The organism is Bradyrhizobium sp. CCGUVB1N3 (genome assembly GCF_024199925.1).
GTDB lineage: Bacteria > Pseudomonadota > Alphaproteobacteria > Rhizobiales > Xanthobacteraceae > Bradyrhizobium.
Genome location: NZ_JANADR010000001.1, coordinates 662183 through 683544, shown reverse-complemented (window position 1 = coordinate 683544; position 21362 = coordinate 662183). Strand labels below are relative to the sequence as shown.

Sequence of the window (21362 nt, the reverse complement as noted above, 5' to 3'; positions counted from 1 at the left end):
CCTACTCCGGCGGCGAGCGGGTCACGCCGTCGCGCACCAGAGCAGCAATCTCATCGGCGGAATAGCCGATCTCCTTCAGGATCTCCGCGCCGTGCTGGTTCAGCCGCGGTGCGAGCCGTGACGGTTCGGCGTCGGTGTCCGACCACGTCGCGGTGACCTTCATGCTGCGGATCGGGCCTTCGGTCGGATGGTTGACCACCGGAAAAAAATCGGTCGCCTCGAGATGAGGATCATGCAGGATCGTTTGCAAATCGTGCATCGGCATGACCGGCACGTCGGCCTTGGTCAAAAGCTCGATCCATTCGGCGGTCGCGCGCGTCTCGAAGATGCGCGCGAGCTCGGCATAGACGAAATCGATGTTCGCAGCGCGGCCGGCAAAGGTCGCGAACCTCTTGTCGGCGCGCAGATCGTCACGGCCGGTCGCCTCGAAGAAGTTCTGCCACTGCTTGTCGTTGTAGACGATCACGCTGAGATAGCCGTCCGCAGTCTTGTAGGGCCTGCGGTCGCGCGACAGATGCCGCGCGTAGCCGCCCTTGTCGAGCGGCGGCTCGAAGGTGAGCCCGCCCATGTGATCGCCCATGACGAAGCCGGCCATGGTCTCGAACATCGGGATGTCGACGCGCTGGCCGCGCCCGGTGCGGTCGCGATGCACGAGGCTGGCGCAGATCGCGCCGACCGCGGTGAGACCGACGATGCGGTCGACCAGCGCGTTCGGCACGTAGCGCGGCACGCCGTCGCCGGTCTGCGCCATCAGCGCAGGCAGCGCGGTTGCGCCCTGGATCAGATCGTCATAGGCGGGTTTTGCGGCATAGGGCCCGTCCTGGCCGAAGCCGAACACGCCGGCATAGACGAGGCGCGGGTTGATCGCGGAGACCACGTCATAGCCGAGCTGAAGGCGCGCCATGGCCTGCGGCCGGACGTTATAGACGAGGGCGTCGGCGTCCTTGATGAGCCGCAGCACGGCGTCGCGGCCCGCGGGCTTCTTCAGATCGAGGCAGATCGAGCGCTTGCTGCGATTGGTGTTGAGGAATACCGGACCCATGCCGGCATGTCGCATCGGGCCGATCAGGCGGGTGACGTCGCCTTCGAGCGACTCCACCTTGATGATGTCGGCACCATAGTCGCCGAGCATCTGGGTCGCATACGGCCCCATCAGCACGGTCGTCATGTCGATGACCTTGATGCCCTTCAACGGCCCCATCGTTCACTCCCGATTGCGCGGGGCCCAGCTGCGGCCCGCGATTTCGGCCAGCTAACTGAAGCGGCGAGGCCCAAGCAAGGGCGGCGGGCGTATGGCCGCATGCGCCGCGTGCGAGCACGGGGCGGCGCCGCTTATTTCTTCTGGCGGGCTTCGCGGATCTTGAGCAGCCGGTCGAGCTCGTCGTTCTGCTGGTTGATGCGATCGGCGATACGCGCCTCGCTCTGCTCGCCGGACGCGGCGGCGGCCTGCTCGATGAGCTGCCTGATATTGCCCTCGAGGATCGCGATACGATCGTTGAGTTCGTCGAGTGATAGCGAGCTATCATTGCTCATGATGCATTCCCCGGAAATCAATCAAGAGCAGGAGGGTGAGCGAAGCGAAACGTGGCCACCTTGACATAGCGCAAGGAAGGGTGGGCGCGGCGCATTCGCGCCTTTGCCCACCCTTACAGCTTACTTCAACGGCTCCAGGACGGAAACGTAGTTGGCGACGGCAGCACCGCCCATGTTGAAGATGCCGCCGAGCCTGGCGCCCTTGATCTGCATGCCCTCGGGCGCCTGGCCTGCAAGCTGCATTGCGGTCATCACATGCATGGAGACGCCGGTGGCGCCGATCGGATGGCCCTTCGACTTGAGCCCGCCGGACGGATTGACCGGCAGCTTGCCGTCCTTCAGCGTCCAGCCCTCCTTGATGGCACGGGCGCCCTGCCCCCTCGGCGTCAGGCCCATCGCTTCATATTCGATCAGCTCGGCGACCGTGAAGCAGTCGTGGGTCTCGACGAAGGAGAGGTCGGCGAGCGACACGCCGGCCTTCTCAAGCGCGCGCTGCCAGGCAACCGTGCAGCCTTCGAACTGGAGGATGTCGCGCTTGCTCATCGGCAGGAAGTCCTGGGCATGCGCGGTGGCGCGGAAGCCGATCGACTTGCTCATGCCCTTGGCGGTCTCGGCGTCGGCCAGCACCAGTGCCGCAGCGCCGTCGGAGACGAGCGAGCAGTCGGTGCGCTTCAGGGGACCGGCGACGTAAGGATTCTTCTCGCTTTCGGAGCGGCAGAACTCGAAGCCAAAATCCTTGCGCATCTGGGCGAAGGGGTTGGCAACGCCGTTCTTGTGGTTCTTGGCCGCGATCAGCGCCAGCGCGTCGGACTGGTCGCCGTATTTCTGGAAATAGGCGCTGGCGATCTTGCCGAACACGCCGGCGAAGCCGCCAACGGTGTCGCCGTCTTCCGGCAGATAGGACGCCTTCAGGAGGTTCTTGCCGATCTCCGGACCCGGCGTGCGCGTCATCTGCTCGACGCCGACGACCAGCACGATTTTGGCAGCGCCGGCCGCGATCGCGCGCAGGCCCTGATGCACGGCGGCCGAGCCGGTGGCGCAGGCGTTCTCGACACGGGTCGCCGGCTTGAAGCGCAAATGCGGATCGGCCTGGAGCACCAGCGAGGCGGTAAAATCCTGCGGCGAGAAGCCGGCGTTGAAATGACCGAGCACGATCTCGTCGACATCGCCAGCCGAGATGCCGGCATCGGCGAGCGCCTCATTGGCAACGCGCGTGACGAGGCTTTCGACGATCTCGGTGTCGAACTTGCCGAACGGCGTGTGCGCCCATCCGACGATGCTGGCGGTCATGGTCACTCTCCTCAGATCTTCCCTCGTCTCCCCCTGCCCGATTCTTAGCCCATCAGGCCCAAGACTTCACGTGGCTTTGAGGCCTTTCAGGGTGCGCTGGCAGATGGCAGTTATGCCGGCCCAGTTCCCCGCCCTGATCTCCGCAGCCGGGCATAGCCAGGAACCGCCGACCGCCAGCACGTTCGGCTCGGCGAGCCAGGTCGCCGCATTGGCCTCGCCGACGCCGCCGGTGGGGCAAAAGCGCACATTGGGGAACGGACCGCCCAGCGCCCGCAGGCCCTTGATGCCGCCGGCCTGCTCCGCCGGGAAGAACTTTGCCAGATCGAAGCCGAATGCCAACGCCTGCATCAGCTCGGACGCAGTCGCAATGCCCGGGGCAAAGGGCAAGGCGCTGTCGGCGGCGGCCTTCAACAGATCGGGCGTGCCGCCCGGGCTGATGCCGAACTTGACGCCGAGCTTCTCGGCACGCGCAAGGTCGGCCGGGTTGAGAATGGTGCCGATGCCGACGATCGCCTCCGGCACCTCCGATATCATCGCCTTTGCCGCCTCGATCGCCACGGAGGTGCGCAGCGTCACCTCCAGCGTCTTGACGCCACCGGCAACGAGGGCGCGCGCCAGCGGCACGGCGTCCTCGAGACGCTCGATGGTGAGGACGGGGATGACGGTCGCGGCCTTGAACAGCGCCGCGAGCTTTTCCTGTTTGGCAGTCGTGGTCATGGCGTCTCGATTTTCACTTTGTCGCTTGGCGTGAGGTTGCCGGCCGGAGCCGCTTCTTCGGCGGCATGGCATAGGCCGGAATGATGGCACCGGGATAGCAGATCACGAGGCTCGCAAGGCGATGCCCGGCCTGCGCGGCCTCGACCGGATCGGAGCCGGCAAGCCGGGCTGCGATATAGGCCGCGGCAAAGCTGTCGCCGGCCGCGGTGGTGTCGACCACCGGCTTGGTCAGCGGCTCGGCACGCACCTCGCTGGTGCCGCCCGGAAAGCGCAACAGGCTGACCGGCTCGGCGAGACGGAATACCAGCTCGGGAGTGGTGATGCGCGCCATCAAATCGGCATGGCTTTCACCGGGGTACAGCGCAAGCAGATCCTCGGTCGAGGTCAGCACGATGTCGGCGGCCTCGAAGGCCGCGGCAAACACCTCGCGGGCAACGTCGCGATCGGGCCAGCCGCGGGCGCGAAAATTGGTGTCGAACACGAAGCGGGTGCCGAGCAGGCGCGCGCGCTTGATCGCCGCGAACAGGCGCTCCCGCCCGGCCTGATCGTAGATCGAGAGGGTGATGGCGGAGAGATAGACGATGTCGTAGCTCATCAAGGAGTTGAGGAGCTCGTCCGTCTCCGGCAGATCCATCAGCCGGCGCGCAGCTGCGCTGTCGCGCCAGTGAAAGAACTGCCGCTCGCCCTTCGCATCGAGCTGGATCATGTAGAGGCCGGGCAGCTTGCCGGGCAGACGCACGACACGCCTGGTGCCGACGCCCTCCGCCGTCCAGGCCGTCACCATCTCATCGCTCAAGCCGTCGTCGCCGAGCGCGGTGAGATAGTCGACCTTGACCTCGAGCCGCGCGAGATAGACGGCCGTGTTGAGCGTGTCGCCGCCGAAGCCGCGCGAGTAGAGCCCGCCGCCCTGCCCCTGGCCGCCGGACTGCCCGCCTCCTTGGGCCTGCCGGAGCTCGACCATGCATTCACCGATGCAAGCAACGCTCACCATCACTCCACCCACACTGTTCACCGGTTACGTCAGGCGACGAAATTGCCGCCCAGCTCGTCTTCGATGTGAATGCGGATGATATCATCGAAGCTCTTCTCGGCGGTGGTGAAGCCGAGCTCGCGCGAGCGACGCGCATCGAAATTGCGCGGCCAGCCACTGACGATGCCGACGATGAAGGGATCCGGCTCCCGCTTGATGCGGGCGGCGACCTTCTCGCCCGCGACCCGCTTCAGGGCGGCGATCTGCTCGCCGACCGTCGCCGACAGGCCAGGCATGGTGAGATTGCGGCGCGGACCGACCGCGGCGAGGTCCATGGTGCCGGCGTGGAGCAGGAAGCCCACCGCGGAGCGCGGCGTCGCATGCCAGTGGCGGACGTCTTCGGAGACCGGCAGGATCGCGTCCTTGCCAGCCAGCGGCTCGCGCAAAATGTTGGAGAAGAAGCCGGATGCCGCTTTGTTGGGCAGGCCGGGCCGGATGCAGATTGTCGGCAGGCGGATGCCGATGCCGTCGAGGAAGCCGCGGCGGGAATAGTCGGCGAGCAGCAGTTCGCCGATCGCCTTCTGGGTGCCGTAGCTGAGCAGCGGCGTGTGGAAGAACTCGTCGCCGATCGCATCCGGGAACGGAGCGCCGAACACCGCGATCGAGGAGGTGAAGACCACGCGCGGCTTGTAGCCACCGCCAGCGAGGCGGACGGCATCGAGCAGCATCCGCGTGCCGTCGAGATTGATGCGATAGCCCTTGTCGAAATCGAGCTCGGCCTCGCCGGAGACGATGGCGGCCAGATGGAAGATCACGTCCGGGCGGCCCGCGATCAGCTTTTCGGCGGCTCCGGGAACGGCAAAATCGCCGGACACCGTCTCGACGGCAAAGCCGGCCTTCTCGGGCTTCTTCGGCTCGACCACGTCATGCATGGTCAGCTTGGTGACGTCGCTCTTGCCGAGCCGGCCATCGCGTAGCAGCCGTTCGCACAATTTGCGGCCGACCATGCCGGCAGCGCCGAGAACCAGAATGTGCAAGAGCCTACTCCTTCTTATTGATCTTGAACGCGCCCATTCGGACGCGCACTTACGACGGGCCCGCAATCATTCCTTCACGGCGCCGGTCATCGCCGACACATAATGCTCCACGAAGAAGGCGTAAAGGATAACCAGCGGCAGCGACCCCGCCAGCGCCCCCGCCATCAACGAGCCCCAGCGGTAGATGTCGCCGTCCACGAACTCGTTGACGATCGCGACCGGCACCGTCTTGTTGCTGGTCGATTGCAGGAAGGTCAACGCGTAGATGAACTCGTTCCAGCACAGCGTGAAGCAGAAGATGAAGGCCGAGATCAAGCCGGGGATTGCCAGCGGCAACACGATCTTGACCAGGATCTGCCAGCGGCTTGCTCCATCGATCAGCGCGCATTCCTCGAGCTCGAACGGAATGGTCTTGAAATAGCCCATCAACAGCCAGGTCGAGAACGGGATCAGGATGGTCGGATAGGTCAGGATCAGCGCCATCGGCGAGTCGAATAGGCCGTACTGGAACACGACGGTGGCGAGCGGGATGAACAGGATCGACGGCGGCACCAGGTAGGCGAGGAAAATCAGCCCGCCGACGAGATTTGCCCCCTTGTAGCGCAAGCGCACGATGGCATAGGCCGCCAGCACCGATGCGATGATCGAGAGCACCGTGGCGCAGACCGCCACATACATCGTGTTCCAGAGCCAGTGCGGATAGTAGCTCTCGAACAGCAGCTTGTGGAAATGCTTGAAGGTCGGATTCCAGGTCCAGAACGGGTTGTACTTGTCGAGATCGAGCAACTGCTCGTCCGGCTTCACCGAGGTCAGCGCCATCCAGTAGAACGGGAACAAGAGGATCACGACGATGATCGCGAGCGGCAGGTACAGCGTCACGATCCGGCGCGGCACCGACTGCAGGTAGCTCATGCCTTCGCTGTTATCGACGCGCGCAGGCGTCGCGAGGACGGTCTTGAGATCGACTTTCGAGGCAGGAAGATCAGTCATTGTTCTCTCCCTGTTGCCACTTCCGGCGCTGCAACCCGAACCATGAAACCATGATCGCGGCGAGCAGGAACGGGATCATCGCACTGGAGATCGCCGCGCCCTCGCCGAGCTGCCCCGCGATGATCGCGCGCTGATAGGACAGCGTCGCCATCAGATGGGTGGCATTGACCGGGCCGCCGCGGGTCATCGCCCAGATCAGCTGGAAGTCGGTGAAGGTGAATAGCACCGAGAAGGTCATCACGACCGCGATGATCGGCGTCAGCAGCGGATAGGTGATGTACCGGAAATTCTGCCAGCGCGTGGCGCCGTCCAGCGTCGCGGCTTCATAGAGCGAGGGCGACACCGTCTGCAGGCCGGCGAGCAGCGTGATCGCCACGAACGGCACGCCGCGCCAGATGTTGGCGAAGATCACGCAAATGCGTGCCCAGGTCGTGTCGCCGAGGAAATTGATGTTCTGGCTGATCAGACCGAGATGCTTCAGCGACCACGAGATGATCGAGAACTGGGAATCGAAGATCCACCAGAACGCCAGCGCCGAGAGCACCGTCGGCACGATGAAGGGGATCAGGACCATCGCACGCAGCATCGCCTTGAACGGCATGTTCTCGTTCAAGAGCAGCGCGAGATAGAGCCCGATCGCGAATTTGAGAGCGCTGGCGACGAAAGTGTAGAGCAGCGTGTTGAACACCGACAGCCAGAAGATGGAGTCGTCCCACAGCCATTGATAATTCTCGGTGCCGATGAACTGGCCGACCCGGCCGATGCGGGTGTCGGTGAAGGACAGCCAGATGCCGAGCCCCAGCGGATAGGCCAGGAAGAAGATCAGGAAGGCCATGGCCGGCAGCATGAACCAGAAGCCGAGCCAGTTGCGGTTGTACCTGAGGTGGTCCCAGGCGCTTGCCTCTCGAAACTGAGGCTTGGCTTGAGAAGCAACTACGACATCAGCCATGCCCGATATCCCCGATCAGAGTGCGAATGAGCGGGCGGCCAGACAGCCGCCCGCTCGATATCATCAGCGATAGATGCGCTTCAATTGCCGTTCGGCTTCCGCAACCGCACCCTTTGCGTCCTTCGTGCCGGTGCAATAGTTGGCAAACATGTCAACGACGATGAAGTCTGCGATTGCGGTTGCCGCCTTCTCGCCCACCGTACCGATGCCGGACGCCGGCAGGGTGCGCTTGGATGCCTGCGCGAACACGGCGTTCTTTGGATCGGCCGTCCAGACCGGCGCGGTTTCATACGCATTCAGGGTCTGTGTCAGGTAACCCTGTGCACCATCCATCCACTTCTCGTAGTTTTCCTTCTCCAGCATGAAGGCGATGAACGCCTTTGCTGCGTTCGGATATTTGGTGAAGTTAAAGGCGAGAATCGGAAATGCCAGCTGCAATTCAGTCGGCTTGCCGACGGGCCCGATCGGGTGCAGCGCGTGATAGGTATCTTCGGCGAGTTCCTTCTTGGTGGGGTCCGTCTTGGCCGCGACATAGATCGAAATGCCGTTGAGGGTACAATAGAGCTCGCCGGCCAGATACGCCTTGTTGTTGGAGGAGTCGTTCCAGGATGGAGTGCCGGGGATGAAGGTTTCCGAAAGCGCCTTGCAGTACTCCAGCGCCTTCACGGTTTCGGGCGAATTGATGATGATCTTGTCGTTCTGGTCGACCGTGTAGGCGCCGTGCCCCCACAGCACCCAGTGCAGCCAGGCATTGGCGTCGCCGCTGGCATGCCCAAGAGCAAAACCTGCAGGCGTGTTGTTCGCCTTGAGTGCCTTGCACATCTCGAGGAAGCCAGGAAAGTCTTTCGGAAACTCCTTGAAGCCCGCCTTGTCGGTCGCCGACTTGCGGTAGGTCATGTAACCGCCATTGGTCGCGACCGGAATGCCCAGCCAGTCGTCGCCAAGCTTGCAGGTCTTGGCCGCCGCATCCGTCCAGCCGCCGTATTTCTTGCCGAGATAATCGGCAACGTCGTTCATCTTCAGCACTTTGGTCGGGAAGAGCTGCGGCAGCGTATGCAGACCCCATGCGAGGTCGAGCCCGGAGCCGGTATTGGCCGCAACGGATGCCTTCGGCTGCACGTCCTCAAAGGACTCGCTGAACACGTTCATTTCGGTGCCGGTCGCCGTCTTGAACGCCGCGACCATCGCATTGAACGCATCGTCTTCCGCCGGCACGAAGCGCTTCCAGCGCATCACGGTCAGCTTGGCGCCCGGCTCGGCCTTCCACGGCGAATCCGCCGCCCAGGCTTTCGCGAATTCGAACAGTGCAGGCCCAGTCAGTGCGCCGGTTGCAGCCAGCGCCGTTCCGCCTTGAAGCAATGCCCGGCGGGTGAAGTCATGCATGTCGTTCCTCCCAATGATGCTTTTTTTAGTTTGTTGAAATCTGTCTTATGCGTTCAGTCGTTTTCCCGTCCCCTCATCGAACAAGTGAACCAGCGACGGATCCGGCTTCAACCGGACCTTGTCGCCGGGATTGAACTGGTGCCGCTCGCGGAACACGGCGACAACCTGCTCGCCGCCGAGCTTTGCGAACACCTGCGTCTCCGAACCGGTCGGTTCGACCACGACGATCTCGGCTTCCGCCCCGTCGTCGGCGATCGTGAAATGCTCGGGCCGCACACCATAGACCGCGGGCTGTCCGTCGGACGCGGTCGGCGCGGTCTTGAGCGGAAGCTTGACGCCGTTCGGGCCCTCGAAGGTCGCCACCCCGTTCGAGCGCACATGGCCTTTCAGGAAGTTCATCGCCGGTGAGCCGATGAAGCCCGCGACGAACTGGTTTTCGGGCTTGTCGTAGAGCTCGAGCGGGGTGCCCATCTGCTCGACGATGCCGTCATGCATGACCACGATCTTGTCGGCCATGGTCATGGCCTCGATCTGGTCGTGGGTGACGTAGACGGTCGTGGTCTTGAGCCGCTGGTGCAGCTCCTTGATCTCGGTGCGCATGGCGACGCGCAGCTTGGCGTCGAGGTTCGACAAGGGCTCGTCGAACAGGAATACCTGCGGATCGCGGACGATGGCGCGGCCCATGGCGACGCGCTGGCGCTGGCCGCCGGAGAGCTGGCGCGGATAGCGATCGAGCAGCGGCGTGAGCGCGAGGATCTCGGCGGCGCGCTTGACGCGCTTGTTGATCTCGTCGGAGCCCGCGCTGCGCAGCTTGAGCGAGAAGCCCATGTTGTCGGCGACCGTCATGTGCGGATAGAGCGCGTAATTCTGGAACACCATCGCAATGTCCCGCTCCTTGGGCTGGACATTGTTGACGACGCGCTCGCCGATCGAGATCGTACCCGAGGTGATGTTCTCGAGCCCTGCGAGCATGCGCAGCAGCGTCGACTTGCCGCAGCCGGATGGGCCAACGAGAACGACGAACTGACCGTCCTCGATCGGAATCGTCACGCCGTGCAGGACTTCAAAATTGCCGAACGATTTCCGCACGTCGCGGATATGCACAGACGACATCTAGCTCCCTCCTCACTGGTCCGCAGCGCTCAATCGGGCACCGCTACCGCCTTTTCTTCTGAGGCTCCATCCAACGAGGCCCCATCATACAGGCAGCATTGTCCGCAGTTTGCGCGGTTTTGGCAATTTGTCTTTGGTTAGTCTGAGCTGGTAGCGCTGTCAACGTTCCTTTGTTTGCAGGAACGGCTGTGCTATGAGCAACAAATGGGACGAAAACGCACCAAATCGGGCAAGATCCGGCTGGCGGAGGTCGCCGAGCTCGCCGGAGTGAGCCCTATCACCGCGTCCCGCTTTTTCAGGAATCCCGAGGCGCTATCGGTCGCCAAGCGGGCGCGAGTCGAAAGCGCGGCACGCGAGCTCGGCTATGTGCCGAATCTCGCGGCGCGTGCATTGGCCTCGCAGCGCACGGAAGTGATCGCCGTCCTGATCCCCTCCCTCACCAACAACGTGTTCTCCGACGTGCTGCGCGGCATCTATGATGCGTCCGAAGGCAGCCGCTACTCGATCCAGCTCTCCAATACCCGCTACAGCATCCTCCAGGAAGAGAAGCTTCTCCGCCTGTTCCTGGCGCAGAAGCCGGCAGGGCTGATCGTCACCGGCATCGACCAGACGACCGAATCGCGCGCGATGCTGGAGGCAGCCGATTGCCCGATCGTGCAGATCATGGAGCTCGGGCCCGCCCCCGTCGACATGATGATCGGCTTTTCGCACTTTGAGGCAGCGCGCGCGGCAATTGCGCACCTGTTCGCGCAAGGCTGCCGCAGGGTCGGCTTCGTCGGTGCACGGATGGACCCGCGGGTGCAGCGGCGGCTGGACGGCTATGTCTCGGCCATGAAGGACGCCGGCCTGTTCGACCAACGCCAGGTCGTCACGACGGCGACGCCGACCTCGGTGACGCTGGGGGGAACGCTGTTCGCCGACCTGCTCGCGCGGGAGCCGAGTATCGATGCGGTGTTTTGCGCCAACGACGACCTTGCCCTCGGCGTGCTCTTCGAATGCCGACGCCGGGAGATCACGGTCCCCGATCAGATCGCCATCGTCGGCTTCAACGACCTCGAATTCATGGCGAGCGCGGTCCCGACGCTCACCAGCGTGCGCACCAACCGTTACGAGATGGGCCGGGCCGCCGCCACCATGCTGATCGAGGCCATCGAAGGCCGACGCCCGGAACAGCCGGTGCTCGATCTCGGCTTCAAGGTGGTCGAGCGGCAAAGCTCGTTGGCGCAGCGCGCCGACAGCCAGCCCGCGCTTTCGGGAATGGTGGCGGGCAGAACAAAATGATAGCGTTACCAACCACCCATGACTAGTATCGCACTTGTGAGGAACGACCGCCATCAGGCGAGCTGCGGAATGCAGGCTTGCGCTGTTGGGCATCGCACAAGCCGACACGACAGACCGACGCCTGTGCGTTCGCATTCTAGGAGATACCAATGACAAAAAAGCCAACCAACGGGCATGCGCCCTCAACCAATGGCAGCCGCCGGCGCCTTCGCTCCCAGGAATGGTTCGACAACCCGCATAACCCCGGCATGACCGCGCTCTATATGGAGCGCTATCTGAACTTCGGCCTCACCCGCGAGGAACTCCAGTCCGGCAAGCCGATCATCGGCATCGCCCAGACCGGCAACGACCTTTCCCCCTGCAACCGCCACCACATCGAGCTCGCGCACCGCGTCCGCGAAGGCATCCGCATGGCTGGCGGCATCGCACTGGAGTTTCCGACCCATCCGATCCAGGAAACCGGCAAGCGGCCGACCGCGGCGCTCGACCGCAACCTCGCCTATCTCGGTCTCGTCGAGGTGCTGTTCGGCTACCCCCTCGACGGCGTGGTTCTGACCACCGGCTGCGACAAGACGACGCCTGCCTGTATGATGGCGGCGGCGACCGTCAACCTGCCGGCGATCGTGCTGTCGGGCGGCCCGATGCTGAACGGCTGGCATGACGGCGAACGCACCGGCTCGGGCACCATCGTCTGGAAGTCGCGTGAGCGGCTCGCCGCGGGCGAGATCGACTACGAAGAGTTCATGGAGATCGTGGCCTCGTCCGCGCCCTCGGTCGGCCATTGCAACACCATGGGCACGGCCTCGACCATGAACTCACTGGCCGAGGCGCTCGGCTTTTCGCTGCCGGGCTGCGCAGCGATCCCGGCGCCCTATCGCGAACGCGGCCAGATCGCTTACGAGACGGGCAAGCGCATCGTCGAGATGGTCTGGGAGGATCTGAAACCCTCAGACTTCCTGACCCGCAAGGCGTTCGAGAACTGCATCGTGGTGAATTCGGCGATCGGCGGCTCGACCAATGCGCCGATCCACATCAACGCGCTCGCGCGCCACATCGGCGTCGAGCTTTCGATCGACGACTGGCAGAAGTACGGTCATGACGTGCCGTTGCTGGTGAACGTCCAGCCGGCCGGCTTCTATCTCGGCGAGGAATTCCATCGCTCCGGCGGCGTGCCCACCGTGATACGCGAACTCATGAAGCACAAGCGCATCCACGAGGACGCGCTCACCGTCAACGGCCGTGGCATCGGCGAGAACTGCGCGAACGCGCCCAAGCCCGATCAGGATGTGATCTGGGCTTACGACAAGCCGATGGTGAAGGATGCCGGCTTCCTGGTGCTGCGCGGCAATCTTTTCGATTCCGCGATCATGAAGACCAGCGTGATCTCCAAGGAATTCCGCGACCGCTACCTCAGCAACCCGAAGGACCTGAACGCGTTCGAGGGACGCGCGGTCGTGTTCGAGGGACCGGAAGATTATCACGAGCGGATCGACGATGCCTCGCTCGACATCGACGAGCGCTGCGTGTTGTTCATCCGTGGCACCGGACCGATCGGCTATCCCGGCGGCGCGGAAGTCGTGAACATGCAGCCGCCGGCGGCGCTGATCAAACGCGGCATCCACTCCCTGCCCTGCATCGGCGACGGCCGGCAGTCCGGCACGTCGGGATCGCCCTCGATCCTCAACGCTTCGCCCGAGGCGGCCGCCGACGGCGGCCTTGCGATCCTCAGGACCGGCGACAAGGTGCGCATCGACCTCAACAAGGGCAGCGCCAACATCCTGATTTCGGATGAGGAAGTGAAGAAGCGCCACGCCGAGCTCAAGGCCAATGGCGGCTTCAAGCATCCGCCGAACCAGACGCCCTGGCAGGAGATCTATCGCAACACCGTCGGCCAGCAATCGACCGGCGCCTGCATGGAGCTCGCCACACGCTACCAGAACGTCGCCGGCACGTTCGGCGTGGCGCGGGACAACCACTAACAACTCGTCATTGCGAGGAGCGAAGCGACGAAGCCAATCCAGACTGTCTCCGCGGCGAGATTCTGGATTGCTTCGCTTCGCTCGCAATGACGAGCGAACGGACAAATCTTAGGTGAGGAGAACAAGAAAATGGCAGACCGCCTCAAGGGAAAGCGCGCCGTCGTCACGGCTGCTGCGGCAGGCATCGGCCGCGCATGCGCCATCGCATTCGCGCGTGAAGGCGCGACCGTCATCGCCACCGACATCAATGAAGGCGGCATCTCGAGCTTAAGCAAGGACGGCATCGCCGAGACGGCAAAGCTCGACGTTCGCAACACCGCCGACGTCAACGCCTTCGCCAAGCGCATCGGCAAGATCGACATCCTGCTCAATGCCGCGGGTTTCGTGCACAACGGGACCATTTTGGACTGTTCGGAAGAGGACTGGGACTTCTCGTTCGACCTCAACGTCAAGTCCATGCACCGGACCATCAAGGCGTTTCTGCCGGCAATGATCGCGGGCGGAGGCGGCAGCATCGTCAACATCTCGTCTTGCGCGGCGCTGAGGCCGCCAGCCAACCGTTACGTCTACAGCGCGTCGAAGGCTGCGGTTTCGCTGCTCACGCGCGCGGTTGCGCTCGACTTCATCACGCAGGGAATCCGCTGCAACAGCATCTGCCCGGGCACCGTCGAGACACCCTCGATGCTCGACCGCGCCGCCGCCGTCGGCCCGCAGGGCAAGGAGATGTTCATCGCCCGCCAGAAGATGGGCCGGCTCGGCACCGCAGAGGAAATCGCGGCCATGGCGGTCTATCTCGGCAGTGACGAAAGCGCGTTCACCACCGGCGTTGACCTCGTCGTCGACGGCGGCTTCATGCTCTGATCAATCCTCATCCCGGGGTGCGCGCCAAGGGCGCGCTCCTCACCATGAGGGTGAGAGGAAGGAGTTCCTGCATGAACAAGATCGACCTCAACGGCCGCTGCGCCATCGTCACCGGCGGCGCGCAGGGCTTTGGCCGCGCCATCGCCGAACGCTTCGTCGCCTCCGGCGCCAAGGTCGCGATCTGGGATTTCGACGCGGCCCTCGCCGAGAAGACGGCCAAGGAGATCGGCGGCGACGCTCGCGTCTTCAAGGTCGATGTCGCCGACACGGCCGCAGTCGACCAAGCCCGCGATGCGACCCTCGCCGCCTTCGGCAGGATCGACATCCTCGTCAACAATGCCGGCATCGCCGGCATCAACAAGACGGTCTGGGAGACCGATCTCGAGGAATGGCGCAAGGTGCTGCGCATCAACCTCGACGGCCCCTTCATCTGCTGCAAGGCGATCGTGCCCACGATGCTCAAGCAGAAATACGGGCGGATCGTGAACATCGCCTCGATCGCCGGCAAGGAGGGCAATCCGAACGCGGCGCACTACTCGGCATCCAAGGCCGGCCTGATCGCGCTGACGAAGTCGCTCGGCAAGGAGCTTGCCGCGCACGACATCCTGGTGAACGCCGTGACGCCGGCGGCCGCGAAGACCGCGATATTCGACCAGCTCACGCAGCAGCACATCGATTTCATGCTGTCGAAGATCCCGAAAGGCCGCTTCGTGCTGGTGGAGGAGCTCGCCGCGATGGTCGCCTGGCTTGCCTCCGAAGACTGCGGGTTTTCGACCGGCGCGGTGTTCGATATCTCCGGCGGGCGGGCGACCTATTGAGGGTGTCATGATCCGGGAGGGCGGCTGCCTGTGTGGCGCAGTGCGGTTCAAGGCGGAGGGCGAGCCGCTCAACGTCCGGGTCTGCCATTGCCGCATCTGCCAAAAGGCGATGGGCTCGCCCTTCTTCGCCCGCGCGCAGTTTGTCCCGGAGGCGCTGACGGTCGAGGGCGACACCGGCCGCTACCCGTCATCGGAAAACATCGATCGCGTCTTTTGCAAGCGCTGCGGCACGCGTCTCTTCGCCTGGCGGCGCAACGGCACCGCCGTCGGCGTCGCGCTCGCGACGTTCGACGACCGCAACGGCTTCGCGCCGACCGAGCATATCTGGGTCTCGGAAAAGATGACGTGGCTGAAGCTCGACGACGGCCTGCCGCAATATCCGGCGACAATCCCGTCCTAGCTAGGCACGTCGCCTCGCACCAACACCCGCCGCCAGATGATCGGCAAGCAGTGATGCGCCACGCGACAGGTTTTGCGCGCGGTGCAGCCGTATGTCCGCCCGCGGCAGCGTCGGCAAGCCGTCGCGCTCGGACAAGCGGCGAAGCTTTGCGGGAAACGTCCCGGCCTTCACCACAGTCACCGCAAGGCCCTGCGCGGCGATCGCTTCCACGGCGCCGAGGCTGTGGCTGACGAAGGCGAGCCGCCAGCGGCGGTTCGCAGCATCCAGTGCCTGCATCGCCCAGCTCCGGAACAGACACCCCTGCGGATAAAGCGCGACGGGCAGCGGGTCGAACTCCTCCACACGATGATCGGCGCTCGCAGCCCATACCGCCTGCTCGCGCCGCAACAGCTCGCCCTCGCCGCGCCCTTCCGGATGCATGGCGATGACGAGGTCGTAGGCCTCTCCGAGCCGATCGGTCATCGAGGACGTCAATCCCGTCTCCATCTCGATGTGGATCAGCGGATACTGCGCAGCAAAGCCCGCGAGCAGCGGCGGCACGATCAGCGTCCCGTAGTCGTCCATCACGCCGAGGCGGACGCGGCCCTCCAGCCGGTGCGTGCGAACCCGACCCACGGCCTCTTCGTTCAGGTTGAGGATGCGGCGCGCGTAGCCGAGCAGTCCTTCGCCTGCGGGACTCAATTCGACGTTGGCCTTGGTACGGTGAAACAGCTCGGCCTGAAGCTGCTCCTCCAGCCGCTTCACCTGCATGCTCACAGCGGATTGTGTGCGGTTCAGTGCAATGGCGGCGCGGGTGAAGGACCGGTGGTCCGCCACCGCGACGAAGGCCTGGAGCAGATCGGGGTCCATCACAAAATGCGATTTCTTCTATCACATAAATTCCATTCCTTGATTATCGCCCAGGCCTTAGCGTGGGCGCAAGCGGGTCGTGGGAGATGCAAGGCATGGCTGAGGTCTGGGGCGTCCTGGCTGCGGTGTTGTCGAGCGCAATCGGAGGCACGTCGATTGGCGCGACGCGGTTTCTGGTTAGCGCTATCGACCCGCTCGCGATCGGCTCGTTCCGGTTCGGCATCGGCTTTCTGCTGTTGCTGCCCATCGCCCTCACCCAGGCGATGCAGTGGCCGCCACGGCGGGACTGGCCGGCGGCCCTGGGCCTTGGCCTCCTGTTCTTTGCGGCGTTTCCCATCCTGTTCAACGCGTCGCTGATCTTCACGACGGCCGCGCGCGGGGCGCTCGCGCTCTCGACGCTGCCTTTGCTGACTATGCTGGTCGGCGCAGCGCTCGGAAGCGAGCCGCTGACGGCGCGCAAAACCATCGGCGTCCTGGTCACGATATCAGGCGTGTCCATGGCCCTCATGGCAGGTCTTGCCGCGGCGCCGCCGGGCGCATGGCGCGGCGACCTCCTGATGGTCGCCGCCGCGCTCTGCATGGCGCTCTACAGCATCTGGTCGAGACCCCTGATCTGCCGCTCCGGCGCCGTCCCCTTCACGACACTCGCGATGGCGGCCGGCGCGGCCGTCCTGATCGTGGCAGCGCTCACCTGCGGCAGCTTTGCACCGGTTGCGCACTTCGGCGCGCCGCAATGGTTCAGCGCGATCTATCTCGGTGCCATCGGCAGCGCGCTGACCTTCTGGCTCTGGGCCTTCGCGCTGGAGCGCACCACGCCAACGCGCGTCGCGATCTCGGTTACCGTCAATCCGATCGCGGCCTCGCTCGTCGGCAGCGCCTTGCTCGGCGAGCCCGTGCGCTGGCACGTTGTGGCCGGGATCGTCACCGTGTTCGCCGGCATCTGGATCGCTACGATGCAGCCCCGCGCCAAGGCGTGCGACGTCCAGCCCGCGTTGCGGGAGCAGAGCTAACGGTTCGCCACGGCGCTGAATCGTGATAGTTCGGACCCTTCAGGTTACGAACTGGAACACCTCCGCTTGAACGTCTCCCTCTACGACCTCTCCGTCTGGGTGCTGCCGCTGGTGATCGCCATCACCTTCCACGAGGCCGCGCATGGCTTCGTGGCGCACCGTCTCGGCGACGATACCGCCTGGCAGCTCGGCCGCGTCAGCTTCAACCCGCTCCGGCATATCGATCCGTTCGGCACCCTGATCCTGCCGGCGATGCTGCTGTTTGCGCATTCGCCCTTCCTGTTCGGCTATGCCAAGCCGGTGCCGGTCAATTTCCGCAAGCTCAACAACCCGAAGCTCGACATGGTCTGGGTGGCGCTGGCCGGCCCCGTGACCAACATCCTGCTGGCGCTGCTGGCGGCCCTCGCATTCCACGCCCTCCCCCTCGCACCGGCAAATTCGGGACAATGGATCTTCGACAACCTGAAGAATTCGCTGTTGATCAACGTGGTGCTGGCGGTGTTCAACATGATGCCGATACCGCCGCTCGATGGCGGGCGGGTCGCGGTCGGGCTCCTGCCGCGGCCGCTCGCCCTGCCGCTGGCCCGGCTCGAGCCGTTCGGGATGCTGATCCTGATTGCCATCCTGATCCTGCTCCCCCTTGCGGGTTCGCAGTTCGGTCTAAATCTTGATGTTATCTCGGCAATACTGCGAACGTTGACCGGATATGTGATTAAGGCCGTTCTCTTCCTGACCGGCAATGCGTAGTTGAACCAGGACAAACCCAGAGAACCCGAAGGGCCCGAGGCCAACTTGGTCAAAGCTGCCGACATGCTGATCGCGCGACGAGCCGACACCCGTGCCCGCGCCGATTTCGCCACCTGGAAGATGATGGCCAAGCTCAACGGGTTGTCCGCGCTGCCTTCGGAGGCCCAGGAGTTCCTTGCAAGCTACAAGAAGCTCTTGGAGCAGACGAGCGAGGACGAGGCCACAGAGGCGACCATCACATCGGTCTACAAGGCCTACTACGCCGAAATGGGCGGCGGGGGAACTCCGCCCGACGTTCGCCCCCGGGCCAGCGAGCCTGTGAAGGACAATGTTACCGCCTTCCGACGCCCCGCGCCCAAGCCGAAGAAGGCCGGCACGTTCCGGGTGGCGGCGTTCGGCGGAACCGAGAAGCGGCCGCTGCCGGTGGCACTGATCTTCGCCTGCCTGGTCGTGGTCTACGTCGCGATCCGCTATTACTGGCGCTGAGCCGACTTCTTCTTCGTCTCGCGCGGCGGGAAGGTCACGTCGAGCGTGCGCTCGAACTTTTCATCCGTCAGTCCGGCCGGCGGTTGCGGCACGGGATCCGAGCGACGGATCATCGAGACCGCGGCCGAATCGAAGGCCTCCTCTCCCGAGGACTCCACCACGTCGACCGAAAGCACGTTGCCTTTGCGGTTGAGGACGAGGGTCACCTTGACCTTCTGGGACTTGGGTTCCTTGCCCTCCGGATAGACCTGGTGCAGCTTGAAATGCGCGCTGATCTTGCGGTTCCAGTCGGCAGTCAGCTTCAGGATGTCCTTGCCGATCCCGAGCACCGGCGCCATGGCCTTTTCGGCCTCGCGCGCGGCCTCGTCGAGCTTCTGTCGCGCCGTGGCGACCGACTGCGGCGATGCCTCGGTAGCCGGAGTCTCGATGGCCGCTACCTTCTGGCTCTCGTCGTCCGGCTTTTTCGCGTTGTTGTCGGTGACGACCCGGTCGGCATCGTCGACGTCCTGGTGCTGATCCTTTGGAAGCTCCGTCTCCTTCACCTCCGCCTTTTGTTCGGGCATCGCCCGCTGTTCCTGCATAGCCTCGCTGTCAGGTCCGGGCGGAAGTTCGGACTCGGGAGCATCGGGCGAAGCCATCTCGACGGCGAATTCCGCACCGGCCGCACCCAGACCGTCGTCGCCACCATCCGTCCGCAGATGCGCGAGCGCCAGCGCTGCGCCTCCCAGATGGAGCGCGAGCGCCGCTACTGCGGCCAAAACCCACAGCCGCCGGGATGGTTTTGGTTCGATCTCGAGACCGGACATAAGAGCAGCCTCTAGGGCTTCGCAGGGTCTGCCGCGGGCGCCCCCGGAGAGACCGGGACACCTTCCAGCGTCACCAGCTTCACCTTGGAGTAGCCACCCGAACGCAACAGCTCCATCACGCCCATCAGCTCGCCATAAGGCACCGAGCGATCGGCGCGGAGGAAGACGTATTTGTCCTTGCCCATGTCCGCGAGGCCGTCGAGCGAGGCAGCCAGGTTGGTGCGCGTGACCGGGTTCTCCCCGATGGCAAGCGTCAGATCGGACTTGATGCTGACGTAGGTCGGCTTGTCCGGCTTCTTCTGCGGTGTGGCAGTGGAGGTCGGCAGATCGACAGGCAGATCAACCGTCGACAGGGGCGCTGCAACCATGAAGATGATCAGCAGCACCAGCATGACGTCGATGAACGGCGTGACGTTGATCTCATGCGTCTCGGAGAAGTCCGCATCGTCGTCGAGATCATTGTCTGCGAGCGAAGCGCCCATTGCCTACTCCGCCGCTGCGCGCGCATGAACGCTGCCGTGGCTGCGGTCGAGGTCGCGCGAAAGCAGCCGCGCCGCGGCACCCGAGGCGCGGCTGACGAGCTCGAGATAGCCCTTCGTCATGCGCGCGAAATGATTGTAGATGATGACGGCCGGGATCGCCGCGACGAGGCCGATCGCGGTCGCAAGCAGCGCTTCGGCGATGCCGGGCGCGACGACCGCAAGGTTCGTCGTCTGCGATTTCGAGATGCCGATGAAGCTGTTCATGATGCCCCAGACGGTGCCGAACAGGCCGACGAAGGGCGACGTCGCGCCGATGGTCGCAAGCACGCCCATGCCGATCCGGATCCGCCGCGACTCCGCGCGGGCGATCTCGGCAAAGCTCGAGGCGGCGCGTTCCTTGATGCCGGCATCGCTGGAGATGCCTGCGGATGCCCGCGCCTCGCGCAGCGCAGCCGCAAGGAATGACGGCAAGATGCCTTCCTTGGCACCGAGCGCAAACTGGGCCTCTGCCAGCGAGCGTGCGTCGGCGATCTTCTTCAGAGCCGCGCGCACCCTGCCCTGCACCAGCGTCAGCTCGATCGATTTCGCGATGAAGATGGTCCAGGTGACGAGCGAGGCGAAAGCGAGCCCGATCATCACCGCCTTCACGATGATGTCCGCCGACATGAACATCACCCAGGGCGACAGCTCCTTCATCAAAGGCGCGGTCGATTTCGGCGCTCGGCCGGCATCGGCCGAGGCCGCATCGGGTGCAGCCACCGTGGGCGAAGCTGCCGCAGGGGCTGGCGCTGCTGGGACGGCAGCCACAGGAGCCGGAGCAGCGACCGCGGGCGTAGCAGTCACGGGCGCTGCTGCCGGCGCCGGATTGGCCGCCTGAGATGCCGCCGGCTGCTGCGCCGAAACGGGGATCGCGAGCCCGACGGCCGCAATCATCACGGTTACGGCAAAGCTTGTCCGGAAAAATGTGGTCTTCATACTTCGGCCCAGTAGCGAATTAGGTTGTGATAGATACCCGTCAAGTTGACCGTTTCGGGGTCGTCGCGTCCAAGCCGCTGCACCAGCGCCTGAACGGCAGTATCGAGGTCAAAGATCAGGCTGCGGGCTTGGTCATCCCGTACCATGCTCTGCAGCCAGAAAAAAGACGCCACCCGCGCCCCCCGCGTCACCGGCGTGACGAGATGCAGGCTGGTCGAGGGATACAGCACGCAGTCGCCGGCCGGCAACTTAACTTCGTGCGAACCGTAGGTGTCCTCGATCACGAGTTCGCCACCGTCGTATTCCTCCGGCTCGGCGAGGAACAGCGTGACCGACAGGTCGGTGCGGATGCGAAGGCCGGTCAGGCGATCACCGCGGATCGCGTTGTCGACGTGCAGACCGAAATGGTGTCCGCCGCTGGCCGCATAGCGGTTGAACAGCGGCGGGAAGATCTGGAGCGGAATTGCGGCCGCCAGGAAACGCGGGTTCGACGTCAGCGCCGAGATGATGCGGTTGCCGAGCTTGCGCGCGACCTCGCTGTCCGGCGGCAATTGCTCGTTGCGTTTGACCATCGCCGACTGCGCACCCGCCGTGGAGCGGCCGTCCTCCCACTCGCTCGCATCCATGATGCGGCGGAAATCCGCCACATCATCCTTGCTCAGGACACCGGGTATGCAGGCCAGCAT

The 21362-nt window shown here is 64.4% G+C and carries 23 protein-coding genes; 8 read left to right on the top strand and 15 right to left on the bottom strand.

Going from position 1 to position 21362, the window contains the following annotated elements; genetic code table 11:
• Position 1: 1 nt before the first annotated feature.
• The 10 genes from NLM33_RS03100 to NLM33_RS03055 form a co-directional block, all read right to left on the bottom strand.
• On the bottom strand, positions 2-1201 hold the full coding sequence (locus tag NLM33_RS03100; RefSeq protein WP_254094578.1) for a CaiB/BaiF CoA-transferase family protein: 1200 nt from the start codon (positions 1199-1201) through the stop codon (positions 2-4).
• A 131-nt stretch (positions 1202-1332) separates the two neighbouring features.
• Positions 1333-1533 carry a hypothetical protein gene (locus NLM33_RS03095; protein ID WP_027523764.1) on the bottom strand — a complete coding sequence of 67 codons (201 nt, stop codon included), beginning with the start codon at positions 1531-1533 and terminating at the stop codon, positions 1333-1335.
• Between the two features lie 120 nt (positions 1534-1653).
• Positions 1654-2823: an acetyl-CoA acetyltransferase gene (locus NLM33_RS03090; protein WP_254094576.1), complete on the bottom strand. Its 1170-nt coding sequence runs from the start codon at positions 2821-2823 to the stop codon at positions 1654-1656.
• A gap of 66 nt (positions 2824-2889) precedes the next feature.
• Positions 2890-3540: a bifunctional 4-hydroxy-2-oxoglutarate aldolase/2-dehydro-3-deoxy-phosphogluconate aldolase gene (gene eda / locus NLM33_RS03085; protein ID WP_254094574.1), complete on the bottom strand. Its 651-nt coding sequence runs from the start codon at positions 3538-3540 to the stop codon at positions 2890-2892.
• 13 nt (positions 3541-3553) lie between these two features.
• On the bottom strand, positions 3554-4531 hold the full coding sequence (locus NLM33_RS03080; protein ID WP_254094572.1) for a sugar kinase: 978 nt from the start codon (positions 4529-4531) through the stop codon (positions 3554-3556).
• Positions 4532-4560: 29 nt separating this feature from the next.
• Entirely contained in the window at positions 4561-5547 is a 987-nt protein-coding gene (gene denD, locus NLM33_RS03075) for a D-erythronate dehydrogenase (protein WP_254094570.1), read from the bottom strand.
• 66 nt (positions 5548-5613) lie between these two features.
• The gene (locus tag NLM33_RS03070) at positions 5614-6537 is read right to left on the bottom strand and encodes a carbohydrate ABC transporter permease (protein ID WP_254094568.1); all 924 of its coding nucleotides are present in this window, start codon (positions 6535-6537) and stop codon (positions 5614-5616) included.
• Positions 6530-7486 carry a carbohydrate ABC transporter permease gene (locus NLM33_RS03065; RefSeq protein ID WP_254094566.1) on the bottom strand — a complete coding sequence of 319 codons (957 nt, stop codon included), beginning with the start codon at positions 7484-7486 and terminating at the stop codon, positions 6530-6532. The genes NLM33_RS03070 and NLM33_RS03065 overlap by 8 nt, the downstream gene beginning before the upstream one ends.
• A gap of 63 nt (positions 7487-7549) precedes the next feature.
• On the bottom strand, positions 7550-8869 hold the full coding sequence (locus tag NLM33_RS03060; RefSeq protein ID WP_254094564.1) for an ABC transporter substrate-binding protein: 1320 nt from the start codon (positions 8867-8869) through the stop codon (positions 7550-7552).
• Between the two features lie 45 nt (positions 8870-8914).
• Positions 8915-9982 (bottom strand): ABC transporter ATP-binding protein, encoded by a 1068-nt coding sequence (locus NLM33_RS03055; protein ID WP_027523756.1) that lies wholly within the window; start codon positions 9980-9982, stop codon positions 8915-8917.
• 204 nt (positions 9983-10186) lie between these two features.
• Between NLM33_RS03055 and NLM33_RS03050 the strand changes: the two genes are divergently transcribed.
• The 5 genes from NLM33_RS03050 (at position 10187) to NLM33_RS03030 (ending at position 15321) form a co-directional block, all read left to right on the top strand.
• On the top strand, positions 10187-11263 hold the full coding sequence (locus NLM33_RS03050; RefSeq protein ID WP_254094562.1) for a LacI family DNA-binding transcriptional regulator: 1077 nt from the start codon (positions 10187-10189) through the stop codon (positions 11261-11263).
• A gap of 149 nt (positions 11264-11412) precedes the next feature.
• Positions 11413-13242: an IlvD/Edd family dehydratase gene (locus NLM33_RS03045; protein WP_254094560.1), complete on the top strand. Its 1830-nt coding sequence runs from the start codon at positions 11413-11415 to the stop codon at positions 13240-13242.
• A 129-nt stretch (positions 13243-13371) separates the two neighbouring features.
• The gene (locus NLM33_RS03040; RefSeq protein ID WP_254094558.1) at positions 13372-14103 is read left to right on the top strand and encodes an SDR family oxidoreductase; all 732 of its coding nucleotides are present in this window, start codon (positions 13372-13374) and stop codon (positions 14101-14103) included.
• A gap of 71 nt (positions 14104-14174) precedes the next feature.
• Positions 14175-14921, top strand: a complete 747-nt coding sequence (locus tag NLM33_RS03035; protein WP_254094554.1) for an SDR family NAD(P)-dependent oxidoreductase — start codon at positions 14175-14177, stop codon at positions 14919-14921.
• 7 nt (positions 14922-14928) lie between these two features.
• Entirely contained in the window at positions 14929-15321 is a 393-nt protein-coding gene (locus NLM33_RS03030; protein ID WP_254094552.1) for a GFA family protein, read from the top strand.
• On the opposite strand, the gene NLM33_RS03025 is transcribed toward NLM33_RS03030, so the two are convergent.
• A complete protein-coding gene (locus NLM33_RS03025) occupies positions 15322-16170 on the bottom strand; it encodes a LysR substrate-binding domain-containing protein (protein WP_254094550.1) in 849 nt (282 codons plus the stop codon).
• A 95-nt stretch (positions 16171-16265) separates the two neighbouring features.
• Here NLM33_RS03025 and NLM33_RS03020 point away from each other — a divergent pair, with 95 nt between their 5' ends.
• The 3 genes from NLM33_RS03020 (at position 16266) to NLM33_RS03010 (ending at position 18413) form a co-directional block, all read left to right on the top strand.
• Entirely contained in the window at positions 16266-17180 is a 915-nt protein-coding gene (locus NLM33_RS03020; protein ID WP_254094548.1) for a DMT family transporter, read from the top strand.
• 66 nt (positions 17181-17246) lie between these two features.
• Positions 17247-17927 carry a site-2 protease family protein gene (locus NLM33_RS03015; RefSeq protein WP_254094546.1) on the top strand — a complete coding sequence of 227 codons (681 nt, stop codon included), beginning with the start codon at positions 17247-17249 and terminating at the stop codon, positions 17925-17927.
• A 63-nt stretch (positions 17928-17990) separates the two neighbouring features.
• Positions 17991-18413, top strand: coding sequence for a hypothetical protein (locus NLM33_RS03010; protein WP_254105635.1), 423 nt, complete (start codon positions 17991-17993; stop codon positions 18411-18413).
• Here the strand turns inward: NLM33_RS03010 and NLM33_RS03005 are convergent.
• The 4 genes from NLM33_RS03005 to NLM33_RS02990 are packed head-to-tail and all read right to left on the bottom strand — an operon-like array spanning position 18401 to position 21362.
• Positions 18401-19219 carry a TonB family protein gene (locus NLM33_RS03005; RefSeq protein WP_254094544.1) on the bottom strand — a complete coding sequence of 273 codons (819 nt, stop codon included), beginning with the start codon at positions 19217-19219 and terminating at the stop codon, positions 18401-18403. The two genes, NLM33_RS03010 and NLM33_RS03005, sit on opposite strands and share 13 nt — an antisense overlap.
• Positions 19220-19230: 11 nt before the next feature.
• Positions 19231-19701, bottom strand: coding sequence for a TonB system transport protein ExbD (gene exbD / locus NLM33_RS03000; RefSeq protein WP_254094542.1), 471 nt, complete (start codon positions 19699-19701; stop codon positions 19231-19233).
• Positions 19702-19704: 3 nt separating this feature from the next.
• The gene (exbB, locus tag NLM33_RS02995) at positions 19705-20676 is read right to left on the bottom strand and encodes a tonB-system energizer ExbB (protein WP_254094539.1); all 972 of its coding nucleotides are present in this window, start codon (positions 20674-20676) and stop codon (positions 19705-19707) included.
• The gene (locus NLM33_RS02990) at positions 20673-21362 is read right to left on the bottom strand and encodes a Fe2+-dependent dioxygenase (RefSeq protein ID WP_254094537.1); all 690 of its coding nucleotides are present in this window, start codon (positions 21360-21362) and stop codon (positions 20673-20675) included. The genes exbB and NLM33_RS02990 overlap by 4 nt, the downstream gene beginning before the upstream one ends.